The sequence below is a fragment of the Syntrophomonas zehnderi OL-4 genome (genome assembly GCF_000983115.1).
Lineage (GTDB): Bacteria > Bacillota > Syntrophomonadia > Syntrophomonadales > Syntrophomonadaceae > Syntrophomonas_B > Syntrophomonas_B zehnderi.
In genome coordinates, this window is record NZ_CGIH01000004.1 from 225402 (window position 1) to 245374 (window position 19973).

At 43.1% G+C, this 19973-nt stretch carries 15 protein-coding genes and 1 tRNA gene; 11 read left to right on the plus strand and 5 right to left on the minus strand.

What is annotated here, in order from left to right; genetic code table 11:
• Positions 1-121: 121 nt before the first annotated feature.
• From AAV90_RS01670 to AAV90_RS01680, 3 genes are read right to left on the minus strand one after another with little or no spacing between them, the layout of a single operon-like run.
• A complete protein-coding gene (locus tag AAV90_RS01670; RefSeq protein WP_046495056.1) occupies positions 122-2170 on the minus strand; it encodes a DUF6449 domain-containing protein in 2049 nt (682 codons plus the stop codon).
• Positions 2145-3044: an ABC transporter ATP-binding protein gene (locus AAV90_RS01675; protein WP_046495058.1), complete on the minus strand. Its 900-nt coding sequence runs from the start codon at positions 3042-3044 to the stop codon at positions 2145-2147. Before AAV90_RS01675 ends, AAV90_RS01670 begins: the two co-directional genes overlap by 26 nt.
• Complete coding sequence (locus AAV90_RS01680; RefSeq protein WP_046495060.1) at positions 3037-3426, minus strand: GntR family transcriptional regulator; 390 nt, start codon at positions 3424-3426, stop codon at positions 3037-3039. Before AAV90_RS01680 ends, AAV90_RS01675 begins: the two co-directional genes overlap by 8 nt.
• Before the next feature lie 219 nt (positions 3427-3645).
• Between AAV90_RS01680 and argH the strand changes: the two genes are divergently transcribed.
• The 4 genes from argH to AAV90_RS14610 all read left to right on the plus strand — a co-directional run bounded on the left by argH (position 3646) and on the right by AAV90_RS14610 (position 6404).
• A complete protein-coding gene (gene argH / locus AAV90_RS01685) occupies positions 3646-5037 on the plus strand; it encodes an argininosuccinate lyase (protein ID WP_046495062.1) in 1392 nt (463 codons plus the stop codon).
• Positions 5024-5305 (plus strand): hypothetical protein, encoded by a 282-nt coding sequence (locus AAV90_RS01690; protein WP_046495063.1) that lies wholly within the window; start codon positions 5024-5026, stop codon positions 5303-5305. The genes argH and AAV90_RS01690 overlap by 14 nt, the downstream gene beginning before the upstream one ends.
• A 562-nt stretch (positions 5306-5867) precedes the next feature.
• A tRNA-Thr gene (locus AAV90_RS01700) sits at positions 5868-5942 on the plus strand.
• A 180-nt stretch (positions 5943-6122) separates the two neighbouring features.
• Positions 6123-6404 (plus strand): helix-turn-helix domain-containing protein, encoded by a 282-nt coding sequence (locus AAV90_RS14610; RefSeq protein WP_242847461.1) that lies wholly within the window; start codon positions 6123-6125, stop codon positions 6402-6404.
• Positions 6405-6593: 189 nt separating this feature from the next.
• Here AAV90_RS14610 and AAV90_RS01710 read toward each other — a convergent pair whose 3' ends face one another.
• Together AAV90_RS01710 and AAV90_RS01715 are read right to left on the minus strand one after the other, a co-directional pair.
• On the minus strand, positions 6594-7157 hold the full coding sequence (locus AAV90_RS01710; protein WP_052729530.1) for a hypothetical protein: 564 nt from the start codon (positions 7155-7157) through the stop codon (positions 6594-6596).
• Between the two features lies 1 nt (position 7158).
• Positions 7159-8154 (minus strand): HD domain-containing protein, encoded by a 996-nt coding sequence (locus tag AAV90_RS01715; RefSeq protein ID WP_052729531.1) that lies wholly within the window; start codon positions 8152-8154, stop codon positions 7159-7161.
• Here AAV90_RS01715 and AAV90_RS15215 point away from each other — a divergent pair.
• The 7 genes from AAV90_RS15215 to AAV90_RS01745 all read left to right on the plus strand — a co-directional run bounded on the left by AAV90_RS15215 (position 8148) and on the right by AAV90_RS01745 (position 19809).
• Positions 8148-8303 (plus strand): hypothetical protein, encoded by a 156-nt coding sequence (locus tag AAV90_RS15215; RefSeq protein WP_207642026.1) that lies wholly within the window; start codon positions 8148-8150, stop codon positions 8301-8303. The two genes, AAV90_RS01715 and AAV90_RS15215, sit on opposite strands and share 7 nt — an antisense overlap.
• Positions 8304-9114: 811 nt before the next feature.
• The gene (gene brxF, locus AAV90_RS01720) at positions 9115-9570 is read left to right on the plus strand and encodes a BREX-3 system P-loop-containing protein BrxF (protein WP_046495067.1); all 456 of its coding nucleotides are present in this window, start codon (positions 9115-9117) and stop codon (positions 9568-9570) included.
• A 29-nt stretch (positions 9571-9599) separates the two neighbouring features.
• Positions 9600-13211: a DUF6079 family protein gene (locus AAV90_RS01725; protein ID WP_046495069.1), complete on the plus strand. Its 3612-nt coding sequence runs from the start codon at positions 9600-9602 to the stop codon at positions 13209-13211.
• A gap of 3 nt (positions 13212-13214) precedes the next feature.
• Complete coding sequence (locus tag AAV90_RS01730; RefSeq protein WP_052729532.1) at positions 13215-15749, plus strand: DNA methyltransferase; 2535 nt, start codon at positions 13215-13217, stop codon at positions 15747-15749.
• Positions 15750-17546, plus strand: coding sequence for a DEAD/DEAH box helicase (locus tag AAV90_RS01735; RefSeq protein ID WP_046495071.1), 1797 nt, complete (start codon positions 15750-15752; stop codon positions 17544-17546).
• Positions 17543-19105 (plus strand): PglZ domain-containing protein, encoded by a 1563-nt coding sequence (locus AAV90_RS01740; protein WP_084691428.1) that lies wholly within the window; start codon positions 17543-17545, stop codon positions 19103-19105. Before AAV90_RS01735 ends, AAV90_RS01740 begins: the two co-directional genes overlap by 4 nt.
• Positions 19102-19809, plus strand: a complete 708-nt coding sequence (locus AAV90_RS01745; RefSeq protein WP_046495075.1) for a hypothetical protein — start codon at positions 19102-19104, stop codon at positions 19807-19809. The genes AAV90_RS01740 and AAV90_RS01745 overlap by 4 nt, the downstream gene beginning before the upstream one ends.
• Positions 19810-19973 lie beyond the last annotated feature (164 nt).

Here is a 19973-nt window from a genome sequence, read left to right on the forward strand (position 1 = left end):
GCAGCATAATCGAATGCTCGAAAGAATCGGCAATTTGTAGGTGCGACCTTTGGTCGCTCCGATGAAATCGCAACCCTAACAATGCCCGGCACTCAAGATCGAGTGCCGGGTTTTTTTAGATCTAAAAATGCTCTTTTATAAAATCAGGCACATCATTTTCGGAAAAACCACCGGATAAGGTTTGACCATTTTTAAGCAGAAAGCGGATGTTGTAAACCGGCCGGTAGACATTAATATAATTATTAAGACATATCTCCAGTTTATCCGTATCGGTTATCTTTAGAGTACCCGGTCTCTTTTCCATTTCTTGAATAGCCTGACGTTCATCCTTGCTCTCAAGCGTTCTCCAGGCTGCTTCATTATCAGCGGGTATTTTTTCAACTACTGCGTATTCTATATCCTGATTGGCAATGACTCGGGCCTGATCACGTTTATCTATTTCTATAAGCCATTGTTCAAATTCCAAAAAAGACTTCTGCCAGGCTACGTGAATGCGCTGTTGATCGTTTTTGAACAGGGCGATTTCGGCCCAGGGTACCTTGTTTGAGTTCATATCAGCATAGCTTTGCTTAAGGATTTCTTTCTTTAAGATTGCTACGGCTTGCTTTATTAATTGCGGATCTGATATAAAAACTTCTTTATCACTCACATCGTATCCATGAATAGCCAGTGTTTTAATCTGCTGTGTATCTATCCGGAAGATATCATTTTGCAGCAGCTTAGCTTCCGGGGATTCGTAAATAGGTTTCAGCAGATCCCGGTATTTATCCTTAGGCAGTACATATTGACGGTAGATGTGCTGCCCGTTTTTCATATTATAAACCAGACAAACTTCTTCATAATGTTGGTAGTGTCGGTAGGGGATATTGATAAGTTTTCTATCCCGGTCGCGGTTTTCGATTATTTTTTGGTGCAATGCGTAGATATTGGTCAGGTTAGTTTGATCTTTAAAATTACATGGAACCGGTTTCAGCCAATATGCATGTTCGGTTTCTTGCACAGATGCCCGGCGGTTCACGTCTGCTTCCCGCAAATTGTAAAAAGATCTGTCCAGGTATATACTCTCTACTTTAGCCAGATCAGGCTGCCTGCGCTCAAAACCGGTAAAGTCAAAATTTAGCCCGCCGATTACAATAAGCATCACCAATACGTAGATTCCATAGCCTTTTAAGGCTTGCTTGTGCCACACCCGGGTCGACTTGGTAAGCAGTATTTCAACCAGGAAATAAGCCAGCAGGGAACCTAGAAAATAGCCGAAATACATCCAGGTCAGACTGGCTTGCTGGGTATCATAGAAATATGCACCCAATAATAACATAAAACAAAACGTTACTCCGTATTTGAAAACCGGGCGCAACCAGTCAAAAGCGATAGCGCTGCCCGCCCTTTCCAGATGGCGCTGCTGGTAGAGATAGCTGCCTAATACAAATAAAATCAGTATAGTCAAAAGATAGGCGACTACTTCACCTGCCTGTAGAGGTACATAACTGAGGTCACCCATTCTTAATAAAGGAGAAAAAACGGTTTTGGCGGAGTAAAAGTCCCGGGTAAATCCATAGAAAAAAAATCGGGCGTTAACGACCAGCAGCTCAAAGAGTCCGGTTGGCAGCACCAGAAGAATGAGTGTTAATATACCTTGCAGGGTGGATATACCAGTGCAGATGCCGGTAATTACCGTGACCATGAAAAAAATCAGATTAAAAAGCAGGCTACTTCCGAACCACCTTAATATTTGCCAGCCGCTAATATATTCTATACCCATTCCCGCCACCAGGATCCAGGAGACCAAGGCAGTAATTAAAAGCGGCAGGGATAATAAAACAATACCGGAGAAAATATGGGTATTATAGAGCGTTACCCTTTTAACCGGCAGGGCGTGTATCATATCGTTGCGGTTGTTTTCTTGCAGGTATCGAAACAGCCACAGTCCGGTCATAATCGGTATAAGTATAAAAAGCATAATCTGGAATGCGGAATCAAATTTAAAAATACCTAAATATTGAGCGGAACCAATAATAATCTCCGGATTTTGGGCCTGGCTGTGCAGCATTATGATTTTTAAGGGTATAGCCAGAAGCAGTCCCAAGAGGTAGACAACAGCGATCCAACCGTAATTTTTAAAATCATTGTGCAGAATTCCGCTATTAATAAAGGATGTTTTTGATTTCATATCCGTTATCCCCCATTTCATAAATGAAAATCTCTTCCAGAGTAAGTGGCAGCACATCAATAATAGCGGGATTATGGGCCTTAATACGGCGAATAATTTCCTCGCGGGCACCCCGCACGATCAATGTGGTTACCCGCCCTCTTTTTTCCTGGTAGACGGCCTGAATATCATTATGCCAAGCAGCAGGCAAATCATCCTTAAATGCCACCTGGATTTTATGCAGATCCGACTTAAGATCGTCCAAATCCCTTTGCATCAGCATTTTGCCTTTATGCAATATACCGATACAATCGCAGATATCTTCCAGTTCGCGCAGGTTATGCGAGGAGATGATTACCGTCATATCCCGGTCAGCTACATCCTGAATAATAAGGTTTTTTACCTTTTGGCGCATGACCGGATCCAGCCCGTCTAGAGGCTCGTCCAGGATCAAATAATCAGGCATGGCCGACAGAGACAGCCAGAATGCTACCTGACGCTGCATACCTTTCGACAAGGTTTGGATACGGCGCTTATTATCGATATTAAAAACCGCCTGCAGTTTATCAAAGCGTTCCTGATTCCATTGCGGGTAAATTTTTGCATAAAAATCGGCCATATCCTGAATGGAAAAATTAAAAAAGAAGTATATATAATCAGGAATAAGCAAAAGCCGATTCTTAATTTCAATATTTTCGTACACCGGCTGAGAATCGATACAGATGTCCCCGGCATCCGGTCTTAAAATACCGGCCAGCAGTTTTAAAAGAGTAGTCTTGCCGGCCCCATTGGAACCCACCAGCCCGTAAATGGAACCTTTTTGAACCGATAGACTGACTTGGTTTAGAGCTTCCAGTTCCTCATAATGCTTAGTGATTCCGCTCAATTCAATCATGGCTGCTGCCTCCCTTGTTTGTAGATATTAGATGCTTAACCAGGTTTTCAATCTGATCAGCACTTAAACCCAGATACAACATCTGGGCAATGATTCGTTTGAGGTCATGCTCAAGACTTTGCAAACGCAGCGTATGGTCTTCGGGAATCGCAGGGCGCACAAAACTACCTTTGCCAGGCAGTGAATAAATGTAGCCGCGATGATCCAATTCTTTGTAGGCCTTCTGAATGGTATTGGGGTTAACCGTCAATTCCGCGGCTAAAACCCGAACAGCTGGCAACTGTTCATCTGGCTTTAATACACCGTTAACAATCAACTCGATGATCTTTTCTGTAAGCTGTTCATAGATCGGTGCCCGGCTACGTAGATCCAGGTCAAACATAAAATTCCCCCTTTCCGACTTATATGTATTATGACGAATAGTACAGTTGATACACCAATTGTAAATCAACTGAAAAATATTTGCAAAGAAAATTTATTTTAAAAATCAATTTTTCATATTTACATTTTAAAGATGCATTTCGTGAATTAAGATAATATAATAGATATTGCTAAACAATTTAGGACTTAGCAGGACGAAAACCCAGCTTGAGGTGTGAAAATGAAACTATGGAGCGGTAGGTTCACCAAGCAAACCGATAAGTTAACCGAGGACTTTAATGCTTCCATCGCTTTTGACAGCAGGATGTATGTCCAGGACATTCGAGGAAGTATGGCCCACGCTGCTATGCTGGCCAAACAGGGTATTATCAGCCGGGAGGAAGGCGAAAATATCATGGCGGCTCTCCAAGAGATCCAGTCGGAAATCGAAAACGGACAGTTGGAATTCACGGTGGAAGCCGAAGACATACATATGAATATCGAAACCTTCCTAACTGCCCGAATAGGCGATACCGGCAAAAAACTGCATACTGCCCGCAGCCGCAATGACCAAGTGGCTCTGGATATACGCCTGTACTTAAATGACGAAATAATAAAAATCAGGCAATTGCTGCTGGAATTAGAGGAGACCCTGCTTAAAATTGCCGGTGAGCATCTGCATACCGTCATGCCCGGTTATACCCATATGCAAAAAGCCCAGCCCATAACCCTGGCTCATCATCTGCTGGCCTATTTTGAAATGTTCAGGCGGGATGTGGAACGCTTGGATGATTGCCGCAAACGGGTGGCAGCTATGCCGCTTGGCTCAGGAGCCTTGGCGGCTACCGGGTTTAATCTGGATCGAGAATATGTGCGGGAGCAACTGGGATTTGATTATATTACCCGTAACAGTCTGGATGGAGTAAGTGACCGGGATTTTGCTATAGAGTTTTGCAGCTTTGCCAGTATATTAATGATGCATCTATCTCGTTTTTCTGAGGAGATTATACTTTGGGCAACCGATGAGTTTGCTTTTGTGCAGTTAGATGACGGATTTTCCACCGGCTCCAGCATCATGCCGCAGAAAAAAAACCCCGACATAGCCGAATTGGTCAGAGGCAAGACCGGTCGGGTGTACGGAGATCTGATCACCCTTTTAACCCTGATGAAAGCATTGCCCTTGGCCTACAACAAAGACATGCAGGAAGACAAGGAAGCCTTGTTTGACGCCCTTGATACCGTTAAAAAGTGTTTAATGGTGTTTACGCCGCTGTTACAAACCACCCGCTTCCAAAAAGAAAAAATGGCCCAGGAAGCCCGGGGAGGGTTTACCAATGCCACCGATCTGGCTGATTATCTGGTCGAAAAAGGCATGCCATTCCGCGATGCCCATGCCGTAGTCGGCCAAGCAGTACTGTACTGCCTAGAAAACCAGCAGGTTCTGGAAGAAATAGACCTGGAGACATTTAAGCAATTTTCCTCGAAAATAGATGCCGATGTATACCAAAACCTGGATATCGCCAACTGTGTAGCCAAACGCCAGATCCCCGGAGGACCGGCTCCGCAGACCGTAAGCAGGGCACTGGCAGAGGCTGCCGCATGGCTTAAGGAGATGCAAAATGCACATAAGTAAATTCGATTCCATTAACGGAGTACCCGATGAAACCCAGATAGAAGCCTGGGCCGAAGGATATTTTCATAATCTCTTAAATATGTTTAACGCCTTTTTTACCCAAGTCAGTGTAGCCGAAGCCGTTGAGAGGATGTCCAAGATACCCTTCGATCAACTGATCCGAGAGGCACTGGAAGGAGAAAACGAAGTCATTATTGAAAAGGCCGTAGCAGTTGTCAATGAAAAAGTCGAAATGGAACTGGAATTCATGCGGGCCTACCTGGATTAAACTACGGATACCAATATATACTGCCTCTTTAAAAACGTGCAGAAAAATCGTGATGTGACCCTTCGTGTTACTATCTAAGCCTTAAACTGAATTAGTAAAGGAGTCTTGAAAGTGCTAAAATGCCACTTTTGCAGCAAGATGTATCCAGAGGCCATTCTCAAGAATATGGTGCAGATCATTGACAACAAAGCCTATATCATTTGGATCTGCCCCGGATGCCTGCCCATTGTAAATAATAATCCTAATTACTATCAGGTATCCGAACCAAAAAGCAGCCCAAAAATCAATAATATTTAACAATCTCTATAGCAAATAAACCAAACAGTAATTAAAAACGTACCCACCTGCCTTAACGGGCAGTAATTTAAGGAAAACGAGAGGATAGTACCGTTCCTTTTTGCAATTTCCAAATTTAAGCTTGCCGGGAACCGACATTGATTACATTGTCTCTATAGAAGTTCCCCATAAGTTGAAAATCCCAGATAGACTACCGGGTACTCCTCTCTTGACGGCAATCAATAATATTGCTATCATGTAGCATGGTGTAAATCCCACCCCAAATGCCGATGTGGCTCAGTGGCAGAGCAGCTGATTCGTAATCAGCAGGCCGGCGGTTCGAATCCGCCCATCGGCTCCAGTAGAAAACAAGCAACCGCGCAGGTTTGCGCGGTTTTAGTTGTTTCTGGAGAAATTCACTTTTAGTTTAACGCCGCCAAATCGTCGCCATAATTTTAATGCCGTCGCCAACCTTTGTTTGCTTATCTGATTTCAGGGCAATGATTTAAGAAAAAGGACAGGAGATGATTGGGTGGAAGCGATGTCCCAGCAGGATATACAAAAGGTGATGGAGGGTTTGCGGGTTTTGGTGGAATGGCTGCAGAGGGGTAAGGAGACAAAATTACCGCAGAAAGTAGAGAGTACCTGGTCGAATATCCCTGAAGTTCTGCAGGTAAATGAACTTGCAGAGGTTCTGAATGTATCCAGATGGACTGCTTATGAGCTGTGCAGGCGTTCAGATTTCCCGGCCGTCAGAATCGGGCGAAGGATACTGGTACGCAAGGATCAGCTGCGCGCTTGGATGGATAAACAGATAAGTTGATGGTTTAATTATACTGTTAAGATTAACCCACTATCCCTATTCTAATAAAAGGCTAGTGGGTATTTTTGATCTTCACATTAAAAAAACTTCTTCAGATCTAGCTACTTAACTATATAATACACAGTCTATAGTGTTTAATTGCTGAGAGAAAACAAGGCTAGGCCGGGGTAAAAACATCTATAACAATAATTAGCTTATCCAAGCAAAAAGACCAGTTTCATGCAACGCATCAAATGCCCTGGAAACCAAATCCCTACTGAATTTTCCTCGTTTAACGGTCATGACTTTTTCAACGATTTCGTCTTTTGTTGGTGGGCTACCATAATACTTTGTTGATGTAGTTTGTAAATAATGAATTGTTGCTAAAAGCTCCATTTCGGTAGGGTGAAATTGATTGAACAAACCTATTATATCGTCGATATCATTTATATGATTTGAAATATCATGTTTACTTATGAGTTCCTCAATTTGATCACCAGGTGTATATTTTGATTTAGATTTTTGCTCAGATTCGTCAAAAACAATGCCGTCGGCAACCAATTCTTCCATTCTATAATATAGTTCTTGAGAATAGGGACCATAATGATATATATCAAATTTAAAATCTAGAGGAACTCCCTTGGCTTTAAGGAAATAACAGATCTTTTGAACCATTGTTCTACCCAATGCAATAGCGGTTTCCTCGTTATTCCATTTGTGTACAACATAAGCAATAATTGCATCATCGAATGAGTCACATAGTAAGATACTCAAACTACATCACTTCCCCTTCAATCTTTTTAGCTTTTATTCGCAAGTCATTAAGCTTAGCTTGATCTTTTTCATTAACGTAAATCCGTACCACATGGAATAATTTAGGTATCTTCTCAAGAATGCTTGATTCTTCGGTTATTAAGGTATGCCTTTGTTTATGTACTACCTGTAGTTCAATACCTTCGTCGTGTTCGCCTGGTACAAAAAATTTATGAATACTGCCTTTAGCTTTTTCGTCCAAAATAAAATTATAATTACTGCTGTTATTCTCCAAATTTTGGAAAATACCTTTAGCCTTTCTTAACGTTCTTGCGTCGGCAAATTCTGAGGTTTCATATATAACAGAATGGTGTTGCCTACAGCAAATTCTGGTAGCCACAACGTGACTTGGATGATTTTTATCCCTAGATGCATTTTTCATCATAGTAATCAAATCAATATCATCATAATCCAAAACCGCTGTAAGCGGGTTCAGATCGGGTTTCCAGTTCTCCATAAAATCCTTCAAATAAATATCATAAATTCGCCTAGTACGATGCATGTATACCTGAGTAAACATATAGTATCTGGCTAAAATAAGCGCTTCAATACTATGTATTCCACCGTGATCCACTGCTAAACTTAAACTACCAGTTCCATCTGAAAAAACAGTTAAGGTATCAATCAACCGATCATGATCAAAGCTACCGTAGCTAACTCCACAATGAAGCGAATCACGTAATAAATAATCCATCCGATCAGCATCAATTGAACCGGATAGTATATCCTTTAAAAAATTTAATTGAGGGATTACCTGACCTTCTAGGATTTGAGCAACAATGTCGGTTATACCTTCAAAATACATAGTATCAAGGATTGATTTAAGGGATTTTATTATAGCAACACTAACGACTTCATGTAGTGGCTTATAGAATCTTTCCTGACGTACAATGTATTGGGGTTTGCCCATACCAGTGATGGAATTAGATAAATTGAGCCTATCCCATGCGTATGTCATCAAAATTCCTCTTTACTGCCCCAAAAAATCATTCAGCCGATCCACCGCATCCCGCTGCATGCTTGGCAGAACACTTTGCTGCTCTTTATGCGGTTAATACGGTTGACGGCTTGGCGGAGGTGGAGCTGGCCGCAAGGTTTGAACTTTAAACCATAATCAAGCCCCATTGCGGGGCTTTTTTTAAATGGATTAACCAGTGGGAATTGCGCAGATAATTAGTTGTAAACGATTCATTTTCCTTCCAATTGCAGGAATTTTGTTTTCAAGTTAGAATTTTGTCAAAAAGATAGAAATGAATGACCGAACGGGAATGGTTATTCAGGGAAGGGCGGGGGCAGCTAGCTTGCTCCGGCGGTTATAAACGGTCAAGGTCGGGCAGCGCCCGCCAACAGGAAACCTTGAGCGCTTACAAATGAGCCGGTATCATCAGTAGATGCCTGCCATTCCTGATTGCTTAATAATCCGGCAGGACTATAATGCCAGTCCGGCGAGGACTGTTATCGCTCCGCTAGATAAAATATAAGATGAATTTTGGGTGACTTTGATTGATTGTGACATAATTTTGTCACACGAAATATGTAATCTAAAAGATATCAGCGAGGACACGCTGCCCGAACGGCCTTGTCTGCGCAGCAGCCAGGCCGGTATAATTCCGGTGGGTAGGGTGTCCCGTCCGCGAACGGAAGGCGCAGGGCGGAGGGCCACTCACATCCGCGCATATGATCGCGCAGCGCGCGCGGGTGAGTGCCGATCGGGCAGTCTGGAGCCCTGGCCTGTAGCGGGATAGCCACCTTTCGATAATGGAGATTATGTAGGCGTAGCGCACCCGAAGGGCTTCATAATCCGCTATTACCGGAAGTTGGCGGTCAGAACTATGATTGGATAGCATAATTAGGCTGAGTATTATTTAATCAATGATTATAATTGCAGTATAAATTATATAGATCAGGAGGTTTTACAATGAAACTGGAAATATTATTGGAACAGAATCGCAGTAATTACTATAAGATGCTGGTCATTATTGATAACGCCAGGCAGTATGAGAAAATTACTGGGGCTTTGGCACCACAGGGCTGGCAAGCCTTTAATGTGACTGATCATATTTTGGAATTGGTCGAGCGTATCCCTGAGAATGAACGAAAATTGCGGATTGGCAGGATTATAAAGGAATGGTTTAAGGAGCTGCCGGATCAGGTCATACTCTATGATACCAGCATACTCTTTTCTCCTGAGTTAGGTAGATTAAATCCGGTAGGGGCTTTCAAATACAAATCCCGGGAGAAAGAAATAATTGTTATTATGAACGGCCAGGTTTATGGGGAACGGGTGCGCTATTCAGAGCCGGGACGGGAGGATTATTCAGAGATAGATCTCAGTGAGCTTATTCATAGTAAAATAGAAGATGTTGAGTTTTAGCCTTGCAGTATGGAATGAGGAGGAAGACCATGATAAAAGTTCGTGAGCTATTGAACTTTGAGAAAATAAAAGAAGTAATTGATATTGATGCCATTGACGACAAGCAGGCGATGGTTGAAAAGTACGTCATATCCAAGGATATGCAGGAATACCTGGTTCATCTCCTTGAAGACATAAATGCACCGCAGCATAAGGCTGCCCAGATTGTGGGCGGTTACGGTTCTGGTAAATCACATTTGCTGGCTTTTTTGATTTCAATTTTAACTGAGCCAAAATTACGTCAATACATCCAGGATAAAGAGCTAAAAAAACTTGCGCAGCAAATCAAACGGGATTTTGTCATCATTCACTGGGAACTGCAGCCCAATGACGTGGATCTGTCTCAATACTTCTATTTTGAAGTAGCCTCTCAATTGGCTGCTAAATATGCCATTGATATTGAATTCAAAACAGAAGGAGTAGTGGATCACAAGAAAAATATTCTGGATCTGCTCGATAAAATCAAAGCGGATGACCCCAGTCGGGGATTAATCGTTATAATGGACGAAATATCCGATTTTCTCAAGCAGAAGGACAAAGAGAAAATTACCCGTGATATGCAGTTCATGCGGGTACTTGGTCAGGTGGCGCAGAGCAGCGACTTTACCTTTATTGGTGCCATGCAGGAACATATTTTTTCGAACCCCAAATATGTAGATGAAGCCGAAAGTTTTGGCAGGGTATCAGAGCGGTTCCAGGTTATTACCATTAAACGTGAAGATATCAAGCGGGTTATTGCTCGCCGGGTTCTGAATAAAACGCCCGAACAGAGAATGGAACTGGGAAAACTTTTTGATGAGTATAAAAAGTATTATCCCAATATTCAGGCCAACCTGGATGAATATATAGATCTGTTTCCCTTACATCCTTATGTGATTCAGATTTTTAGTGAACTCCCGTATTTTGAAAAACGCGGAGTTATTCAATTTACCGTGCAGGAAGTGGAAAAAGTCCTGGATGAATCCTTCCCTTGCTTGATTACCTATGACCGCATTTTTGATGAAATGAATTCCAAGCACACGGTTAAGAACTTGGAAACAGTATCACCGGTTATCAATGCAGTACAGACTTTGGACAGCAAAATTGATTTGCTGGATACCCGTAATCAGTCAGAAGCACGGCAAATTGTCAAAGCTCTGGCGGTGCTCCATCTTTTCAGCAAGACCAATAACAATGGAGCTACCCTGGAAGAATTAGCCAATACGCTCCTGGTACTGCCCGGCAATAAAATGATGGAAGCCAGTGATGAAATCGGTCTGGTTCTGAACCGTTTGCGTAAAGTAACCGATGGGCAGTTCATCAGTGTAACCAAAGACGGTTATTATTATCTGGATCTTACGGTTCAGATTGATTACGATCAGGTCATTGAAAGAAGAAGCGATAATCTGCCGGATGCTATTCAAGATGAGAGAATTATCTCTATTCTAAGAGACCAGCTCATGCTGGGAGTGGAATTACCTGCGGGAGGATACCTGGATACCTGTACCTGGACCACCCGGCGGTCATTTCGCAACGGTTTGTTTATCTATGAAACCGGCAGGGGTGAAATCGTTGCCGAGAACGGAGATTATCAACTGGTTTTTGTCTCCCCGTTCTGTTCCAAGAATCGATACAAAGCTGCTCCTAACCGCATCGTCTGCAGCGGTTCCTTGAGTGAAGAAGCGCAGGCATTGCTGAAAAAACTGGCTGCGGTATACCTCCTCATTGCGGAGAAATATCAGGTCAGTATTATGGAAAAAAGATTGGTTGGTATTCGCAAAGAATTTATTGCTGCTTTAGTCAGTTCCTATTTGGAGTCTGGTATGATTGAAATCGGCAAGGAGAAAAAATCCATTAAAAGCCTGATATCCAGAGAGTTTAGGAATTTTGATGAGTTATTTTCTGAATTGAAACCAACTTTGCTGCAGCCATACTTTGAGGCTACTTACCCCAAACATCCTCGTTTCCCGCAGTTGATCAGCCGGGATAATATAGAGGGGGAATTTTCCGGAGCGATCAGGGATCTTATCAATCGTAACGGTGTTCAATCCCTCTTTGGAGGCAGTAAGGCAATTTTAAGCGCGCTTGATCTGGTGGATCAAAGCGGGCAGTTAAATACCGCACAATCAGAAATCGTTCAAAATATTCTGCAGGATGCGAGGGAACAAAACGGCAAGAATCTAGACGTAGAAAAGCTTATCAGCAAATTGGAACAAGCTCCTTATGGCTATCATCCCTTAATGACTAGCTTTGTTCTGGTGGTGCTTACCTACAATGGGGAGATTGCTTTAAAAGCTGCCGGAGGGAAGACGATCAGTTCTTCGGAAGTATCCGAGGTGTTTGCCAGCGGTTTGGATGCCTTTGGCAATATAAAATACCTGTTCATTGAAAGTGAAATTAATCCGCAGCCGCTGATTGAACTTTTCATAGCCATCGGCATAGCGCCTGACCAGGCAGCCAAATTGAGAAAAACCAATAAACGCGGTGAAGCAGTCCAGGATTTTCGTACCCGTTATCTGGAGATAAAGGAACAATGCGAACAGGTGCAGGTCCGACTGGCGAACATTTCACTGCAGCACCGGGATGTAGTGGATGTCAATGGGTTGAAAGCCAGGCACGTTAATTTAAGCAACTTGCCATTAAACGACTTTGATGGAGTCAAAACCCCGGCTGACCTAAAAAAGATCGTCTATCCCAAGGAGCAAATTCAGACCATTGCCGAAGCTGCACAGGTGCTTCAGCAATTGGTAACCCTGTATGAGATGTATTCCAACCAAATCAAAACTGAATTGGAGTATGGTTTAAAAGTGAAGCAGGTTATCCGCGATTTTCCTGGATTCATTCAGGTGGACGGTCTGGAGGAAATGCTTACGGATGCTCTGGCGATCTTGGCTGATGCCGAAAAGCTGATTGATCCAGCCGGACGTCAGCCTCTCTTGGGGAAACTCCAGCAGGTGCGTAAAAAATATCAGGCAGCTTATTATAAAGAACACGAACGCTGTGTTGGTTCCAAGGTTGATTGGAGTCGCCTGCAAACGATTACCGCTGATCAAAAATATAAAAACCTTTTGCTGTTAAAAAACGTCAGGATTCTAGACAAGCGTTTGTTTGCCAATGTGGAAAACGGGATTATAAATGCCGGCAACCTGCGCTGCGATGATTTTAAACTGGAGCTTCTTGAGAATGAAGCCATGTGCCTCCGTTGTCATTTTCCCAGCAGTTATAGGGTTGATTTAAAACAAAGATTGGATGTTATTGAAGAACGTATTGAGGCATCTTGGAAAGATTGGGAGAGTAACATCCTTACCGAGGTGAACAATTACAAGGATAATATTCAGTATCTCCAGGCGGATGAAAAACAGGAGATCAGCTATATATTGAAAAACGGAACCCTGCCCGAGGTGATTACGACTACCCTGGTGAAAGCACTGAATCATCTCTTTGATGAACTGGAGATTATTGAATTAAACCCGAAAAAACTTATGGAGCACCTGTTCAAGGAATCACAGGTCCTGGATTACTACAGCCTGGAGCGGAATTTAAATGAATTCAAGCAAATGCTGGTAGCAGGCAAGGATTTGGAAAAGATTAGAATTAAGCAAGCAGAAAAGGATGGCGAATAAATCATGGCCAAACAGTCAGAACTGGCATTTGAAAAAGAAGCTAAAAAGCCTAAAGCAAAGGATGAGTTTGCTGAGTCCTGCCGTCCCCTGGCGGAACTGCTGGATTCAGTGCGAAATATTGATGGGTTCCCTATAGGTAAGGATGAGGATATCCTGGCCCTATCGGACCCGCCTTATTATACGGCTTGTCCGAATCCATATATTAATGATTATATTGCTCGTTATGGCAAGCCCTATGATGCAAAAAAGGATAAATACAAGCGGGCACCTTTTGTGGCGGATGTAAGTGAAGGCAAAAATGATCCAATATATAATGCACATTCATATCATACCAAGGTACCTCACAAGGCGATTATGCCTTTTATTGAACATTATACAGAGCCAGGGGATATAGTCTTTGATGGCTTCTGTGGAACTGGCATGACCGGGGTTGCCGCCCAGATGGTGGGGAGAAGAGCGATTTTGTCAGATCTTTCACCGGCTGCTTCATTAGTTGCCTATAATTATAATACTCCTGTTGATATAGGAGAATTCAATTCAGAGTCAGCAAGAATCGTTGAACAGGTTGAGGAAGAATGTGGGTGGATGTATGAAACCAGGCATACTGATGGTAAAAAAGGTCGTGTAAACTTTGTCCTCTGGTCAGATGTATTTATATGTCCATATTGTAAAAATGAGTATGTTTTTTCTAATGTAGCGTGGGATAAAGACAGGCGTAAAATACTTGATACATATAAGTGTACACATTGCCAAGCAGAAATAACAAAAAGAGAAAGTCAATCATCGATGGTAAAACACTTTGATCCTATTATTGGCCAAGATGTAATCCAGGCAAAACAAGTGCCGGTGCTCATTAATTGCAAGGTAGGAAAAAAGCGAGTTGATAACCCGCCGGGTGAGTTTGATAAGGAGATGCTAAAAAAGATTGATTCAATGGCAATTCCCTATTGGTTTCCTACAGATCGTATGCCAGAAGGTGATGAATCTAGGAGAAATGATAGATTAGGAATTACTCATGTCCATCATTTTTATTCTAAAGCTAATCTTTGGACCATGGCAGCTTTTTGGCATTGGTTTCAGAACTCAAGTAAGAATATAAGAAACCGGATTATTTTAGCTCATTCAGCATCTAATTTCTATCTATCAAGAATGCGGAGATTTAGACCTGATAAAAAAGGAGGGGGACCTTTAGCTGGGACACTATATGTATCTTCGTTGACTACCCCACCTAATGTTATTCTTACTGTTGAGCGAAATTTAAAATATTTATCGGATGGTTTGCGAGAAATAAGTAAAGTACCAAATAGAGCGGTAATTTCTACACAGAGTGCTACTGATCTACCGATTTCCGATAATAGTATTGATTATATTTTTACTGATCCACCTTTTGGTGATAACATAATGTACTCAGAGCTTAATTTTCTCTGGGAAGCATGGCTAAAAGTATTTACCAATAATAAACCTGAAGCTATTATGAATGATGTTCAGCTCAAAGGGCTAGATGAATATAAGGAACTAATGACATCTTGTTTTAAAGAAATGTATCGTATTCTGAAACCAAATCGATGGATCACAGTTGTTTTCCATAATTCTAAGGCTTCAGTGTGGAATGCTATTCGGGACGCCATGACCAAAGCAGGTTTTATAGTGGCACAGGTTACAGTTCTTGATAAAAAACAAGGTAGCTTTAAACAAGTAACATCAGCCGGGGCGGTTAAAAATGACCTGGTTATTAATGCTTATAAGCCTAAAAAAGAATTTGAAGAACATTTCCTGCGATTGGCAGGAGAAGGATTAGAAATAGAATTTGTAAAGGAGCATCTTGATCACCTACCGGTAGAAATAAATATCGAACGTACCGATCAAATGCTCTACTCAAAGATGCTGGCACATTATTTTCATCGCGGATATGATTTTCGTATGAATGCTCGTGAGTTTTATGGCATGCTCAGAGACCACTTCAAGTTAATCGATGGTTTCTGGTTTAATGATGACCAGGTCTTGGACTATGAAGAGTGGAAGAAGGCGCAGGGACTGGACAAGATTCGAGAGATAAAGAGCGGAGAACAGTTGCTTTTTGTTACAGATGAAAAGTCGCTTATTGTATGGCTTTATCAATTTCTAGAAACTCCCCAGACCTACAGTGATATATATACTGCCTCCCGCAAGATGATAAGCGGAGTAGAGGATGAGATTCCAGAACTTCGTGAACTACTGGATCAAAACTTTATAATGGAAAATGGCAGCTACCGCCGGCCCCGGACCCGGGAAGAGGAAGAGAAGATCGAAGCGCAGCGGCAGCGTGATCTCCTGCGCAGCTTTGATCAAGTAATTAATGCTGCCCGGACCAGCACCAAGAAGATAAAAGGAGTCCGTAAAGAGGCCATTGTCCTCGGTTTTACCCAGGCATACCAGGAAAAACGCTATCAAGATATAATCGATGTGGCTAAACGCCTCGATCCCAAGATTATCGAAAATGATTCCCAGATCAACGATTTTGTAGAGTTTGCCCGTTTTAAAACCGGTGAGGACCTATAGATGAAGATCGGCGACCAGGTTCGCTGCCAGGCAGCGGCTGAAAAAGGCCTCGGGGTAATTGTCGGACAGCAGAAGCTGTTTCAACATAATTATGTGGAGGTCTTTTTTGCCGGTAGGGGGGAGACTATTAGCTTTCCCGCAAATGAATTGCTGACGGTTCAATCTCCTGAGGAGATGGTCCGGCAACAGCAATTTTCACCAGCCCGCCGCTTTCTACTGCGTCTTTTTAACCAGCAGCTGCAGGCATCCTATACCAGCGATGGTCTGCAGACAGCTGCCAATTTTAAGATTCTTCCCTTGCCGCATCAGCTTTTGGCGGTTAAATATGTATTGAACCAGCCCTCGCCCCGGGTCCTGATTGCCGATGAGGTGGGACTGGGCAAAACCATCGAAGCCGCCCTGATTTATGAAGAATTAAAGGCTCGGGGGATGGTCGAGCGGGTTCTCATCGTGGCTCCTTCAGGTCTTTGTTTGCAGTGGCAGGAAGAGCTGCGGCAGAAGTTCGACGAAGATTTTGCGATATACGACCGGGAAACGGTGCAGACATTAAAGCAACTGCATGGGCAGAGTACCAACATATGGAGATTAAAGGATCGCATCATTACCTCACTTGATTTTATCAAACCCAAGAAGATGAATGAGGAGATCCAGGAAACAGCCTTGCGCAGACGCGGCTGGCATAATGAACATGTCAGCGAAGCAGCGGCGCAGGCAGGTTTTGATCTGGTGATTTTTGATGAAGCCCATAAACTAACCAAAGACATGAGCGGTGAGGAAACCGCTCGTTTTAAAGCAGGGAAGGTCCTGGCCGAAACGGCTCCCTGCTTTCTGCTGCTTTCGGCTACACCTCATCAGGGTGATTCAGTTCGCTTTCGGTATTTGTTAAGCCTGATTGATCCCCATCGCTTCTACCGCGGCTGTGATCTTAATCCTGAAAACGTGAAAGCCATAACCGTTCGCAACAATAAACGGGCGGTGGTGGACTTTCAAGGTCAGCGGCTATTTAAACAGCGCATAACCTCCCTGTGCAAAATTAGCCGTGATAAAGCCGAGGATGCGATTGAGCTGCAGCTTTACGCGGCGGTCAGTGAATATGTAAGCAAGTTTTACAACCTGGCCCGGCAAGAACAGAATCAGACCATGGTCAGCGGCAAGCACTGGAAAAACGTGATATTCCACCAAAGTCAGGCACTGGAGAAGGAAGAATGTGATCTACTGGGGCCAGGCCATCCCTATATGATGACTGTATCTGCCAAAGCAGCCCAGGAATTGACCATGGACATAAGCGCCCGGATGCAGGTGGAAGAAGGTAAATTTGCCGGGGAGACGGGCGTCCTTTTTATATATAAGCTAAAGTTGAACAACTATGTAGATCGGGAGAGGCTGTTCATCATTCCCTGTTTTATTAGCGCAGCCGGGCAGTATCATTCCCGGATCTCAAAATATTTTCAGGAAATGCCGGAGCGGGTACGGGATCTAATTAAAATTGAACCTGGGCTGGATTGGGACCTGTTGATGGAGAAAGGGCAGAACAATGCCGAACGGCTGGCCGAATCGATTTACTATGAAGAAACCTTAAATCTGGAGGATAAGATTCGTAAGCAGGAAGAAAGCCGACAGGCCTATTTCCAGGCCCGCGAACAAGCATTGCTGCGCATTGCAGTTGACAACATTCGTAACGCCAGGCTAAATGAATTACAGGAAGAGATGAGGAGGTTTCAATTGCAGTCCCGCAGGAGAAGACAATTGATCCCGTCACTGAATTGCGAACAAATTGCCTATGTGGAGTTTGTATGATGAAAAAGTGGTTTGATATTTTACTTGATAAGGCCAAACGGTCCTACAGTCAATTGATGGTTGTCAATGACCCGGATCAGTTGGGGAGCGATCCCTTGTTGCTTGACCTGCTGAAACAGGATTTTGCAGTGGTCAGTTTTCAGGGGGAATTATCGTTACGCCAATTCATACGCCAGCACCAGAACCGGCAAATATTGATTTTGCTGCAAAAGGAGGCTGCTTGTCTGCCCTTTGATGTCGAGCAAAATGCGGATTTAATCAGCTGGACCCTGACGGATATCTTTCCCCGGCTTGACAGTAAAGCACTGAGAATGTTTGAGATGGACGGCTATCAGTCTATATATGAGGCTTATCAAGAGTCAGCCGATACCTTGGGTATTCAGGATGAACAGCAAACCTTGTTTCTGATCAGGGAATGGATTGCCATGGGCAAGGTACTGGTTCGTGAAAAAGATTATGCTGGTATTGCCAATGTAAAGACGCCAAAAAAGACTGAGGAAGTGCTTGATAAAGACAGCTCAACATACAACTATGCCCGGTTGGTAAAGGACATCAGGAAGCTTTTGGAGCAGGACAAGAAAGATTGGCAGCTTATCGCGCGGAGCTGGGGAGATTTGGAATCCCTCCACCCGGCTGAAATGCTGGAAGCCGATAGCTATTTTGCTTTGGATCATGAAATCAGCCAGCTCTTTCATGAATATATAATTCAGGAATATGATCAGTTATTTTTTGCCAGTTATATAAACGGCCCGGTTACCATTAACCAAACCATGCGTTATCTCAGCACCTTGGAAAATGAACGGATTGCCTTGTTGTGTTTCGATGGTATGGGTTTTCCCGAATGGGTTGGGCTGAAATCATATATGCGGGCTAATCAATGCGGGGATTTTCGTGAGAATGCCACCTTCGCCATTATCCCCACGTTGACATCCTCGTCGCGTAATTCGTTATTCAGCGGGGAGGTATTTCTGGACAACATGGGCTCGGAATCATCAGGGTTCAATAAGGCGGTTGATAATTTCTTTCTCCATGGAAAGAGTAAAACCAAGCGGTTATTTGTTAATACCGATGGGAAATGGGATCGTGATTATCTAAATTATGATGTGTTGGGGATTGTTTTTGATATTATTGATAACGTTGGACACAAGAGCATTTTATTCTCCCGGAGCAAAAAAAATATGCATCACCAGCTGCAGGAGCTCTATGGACAAACCCAGATTGCATTAACCATTTCAACTTTGTTAAAGGAAGGATATCGGGTGTTTCTTACTGCTGATCATGGCTCCATCTGGTGCTCCGGCAATGGGGTAAAAGCAGATAAGTATCTGGTTGAGGAGCGAGCGCTGCGGGCCTTGATTTATCCTAATTTGAAGCTGGCGGAAGAATTTGCTCGTAAGCATGATCTTGTGATAATGCAAAACCAACGTATTTTGGGAGAGAAAGTTCTGATCCTGCCGCCGGGAAGGGAAATGTTCAACCCGGCAGATAAGCTGGGGATCAGTCATGGTGCAATACATATTGAAGAAGTCGTAATACCATTTGTGGAGGTACTCTCATGATCGGATTTGACCGCCCGATAAGGCCGCGCTGGATCTATGACAGTTTGCTGCTGGCTGAACCGGGACAGAAACTAACTGAATTAAATCTTCCCTTTGAGGAAATAGCCCGTGAACTGACCGGTAAAGAGGGCAAAAGAAAAGTACGGACCGTTTTATTCCGCTGCTTCCTGCGCGATCCTGCCAATCAGATACGGGTGAGGGAAAAGCTGTGGTTGAAAGAACTTAGCGAGCAATATGATCTGGCGTTTATGACGCCGATCTATCTCTTTTATCTTATCGGCAGTACCGAAACCCTGATTACGATAGCCGAGCATATTTTCCGACTGTATGAATGGGGCAGTGAAATAAACCTCACCTTTCTGAAACTTAAAATGGTCGAAGGAGCCGGAGATCGGGATGTGGTAGCTCGTTCGGCAGGCTCATTTATAAATACATTGCATTTTTTTGAAGTGATTACAGAGTCAAATAAAAAGCTGATGCTTAACAAGCCACTGACAATTAACGAGGAGCAAGCGGCCATCATGCTGCAATTGTGGGCCAGAGAATTACGCCATACGCCTCAGATCGATTTAAACCAGCTGCCCTCAGCCATTTTTGGCTGGTTCAGCTGGCCAGATTTAAGGGCAGTAGCTCGTAAGTATAATGGGGAACTATGGGATTACCAGCACCGGATGGGTGGGGAGTATTTGGTGGTGTATAGCTAGGAAGAATAGCTGCACTTGAATTTCAATAATATGGCACCAGATTTATTGCTGTGATAATATGATATCCATATACTTAGAGATCAAACGATCTAATGATTGCTACACAATAAAAATGCTTTTTTGTGATATTTTTTATTATCGACTTTTCAACCTAATAAAAAAAC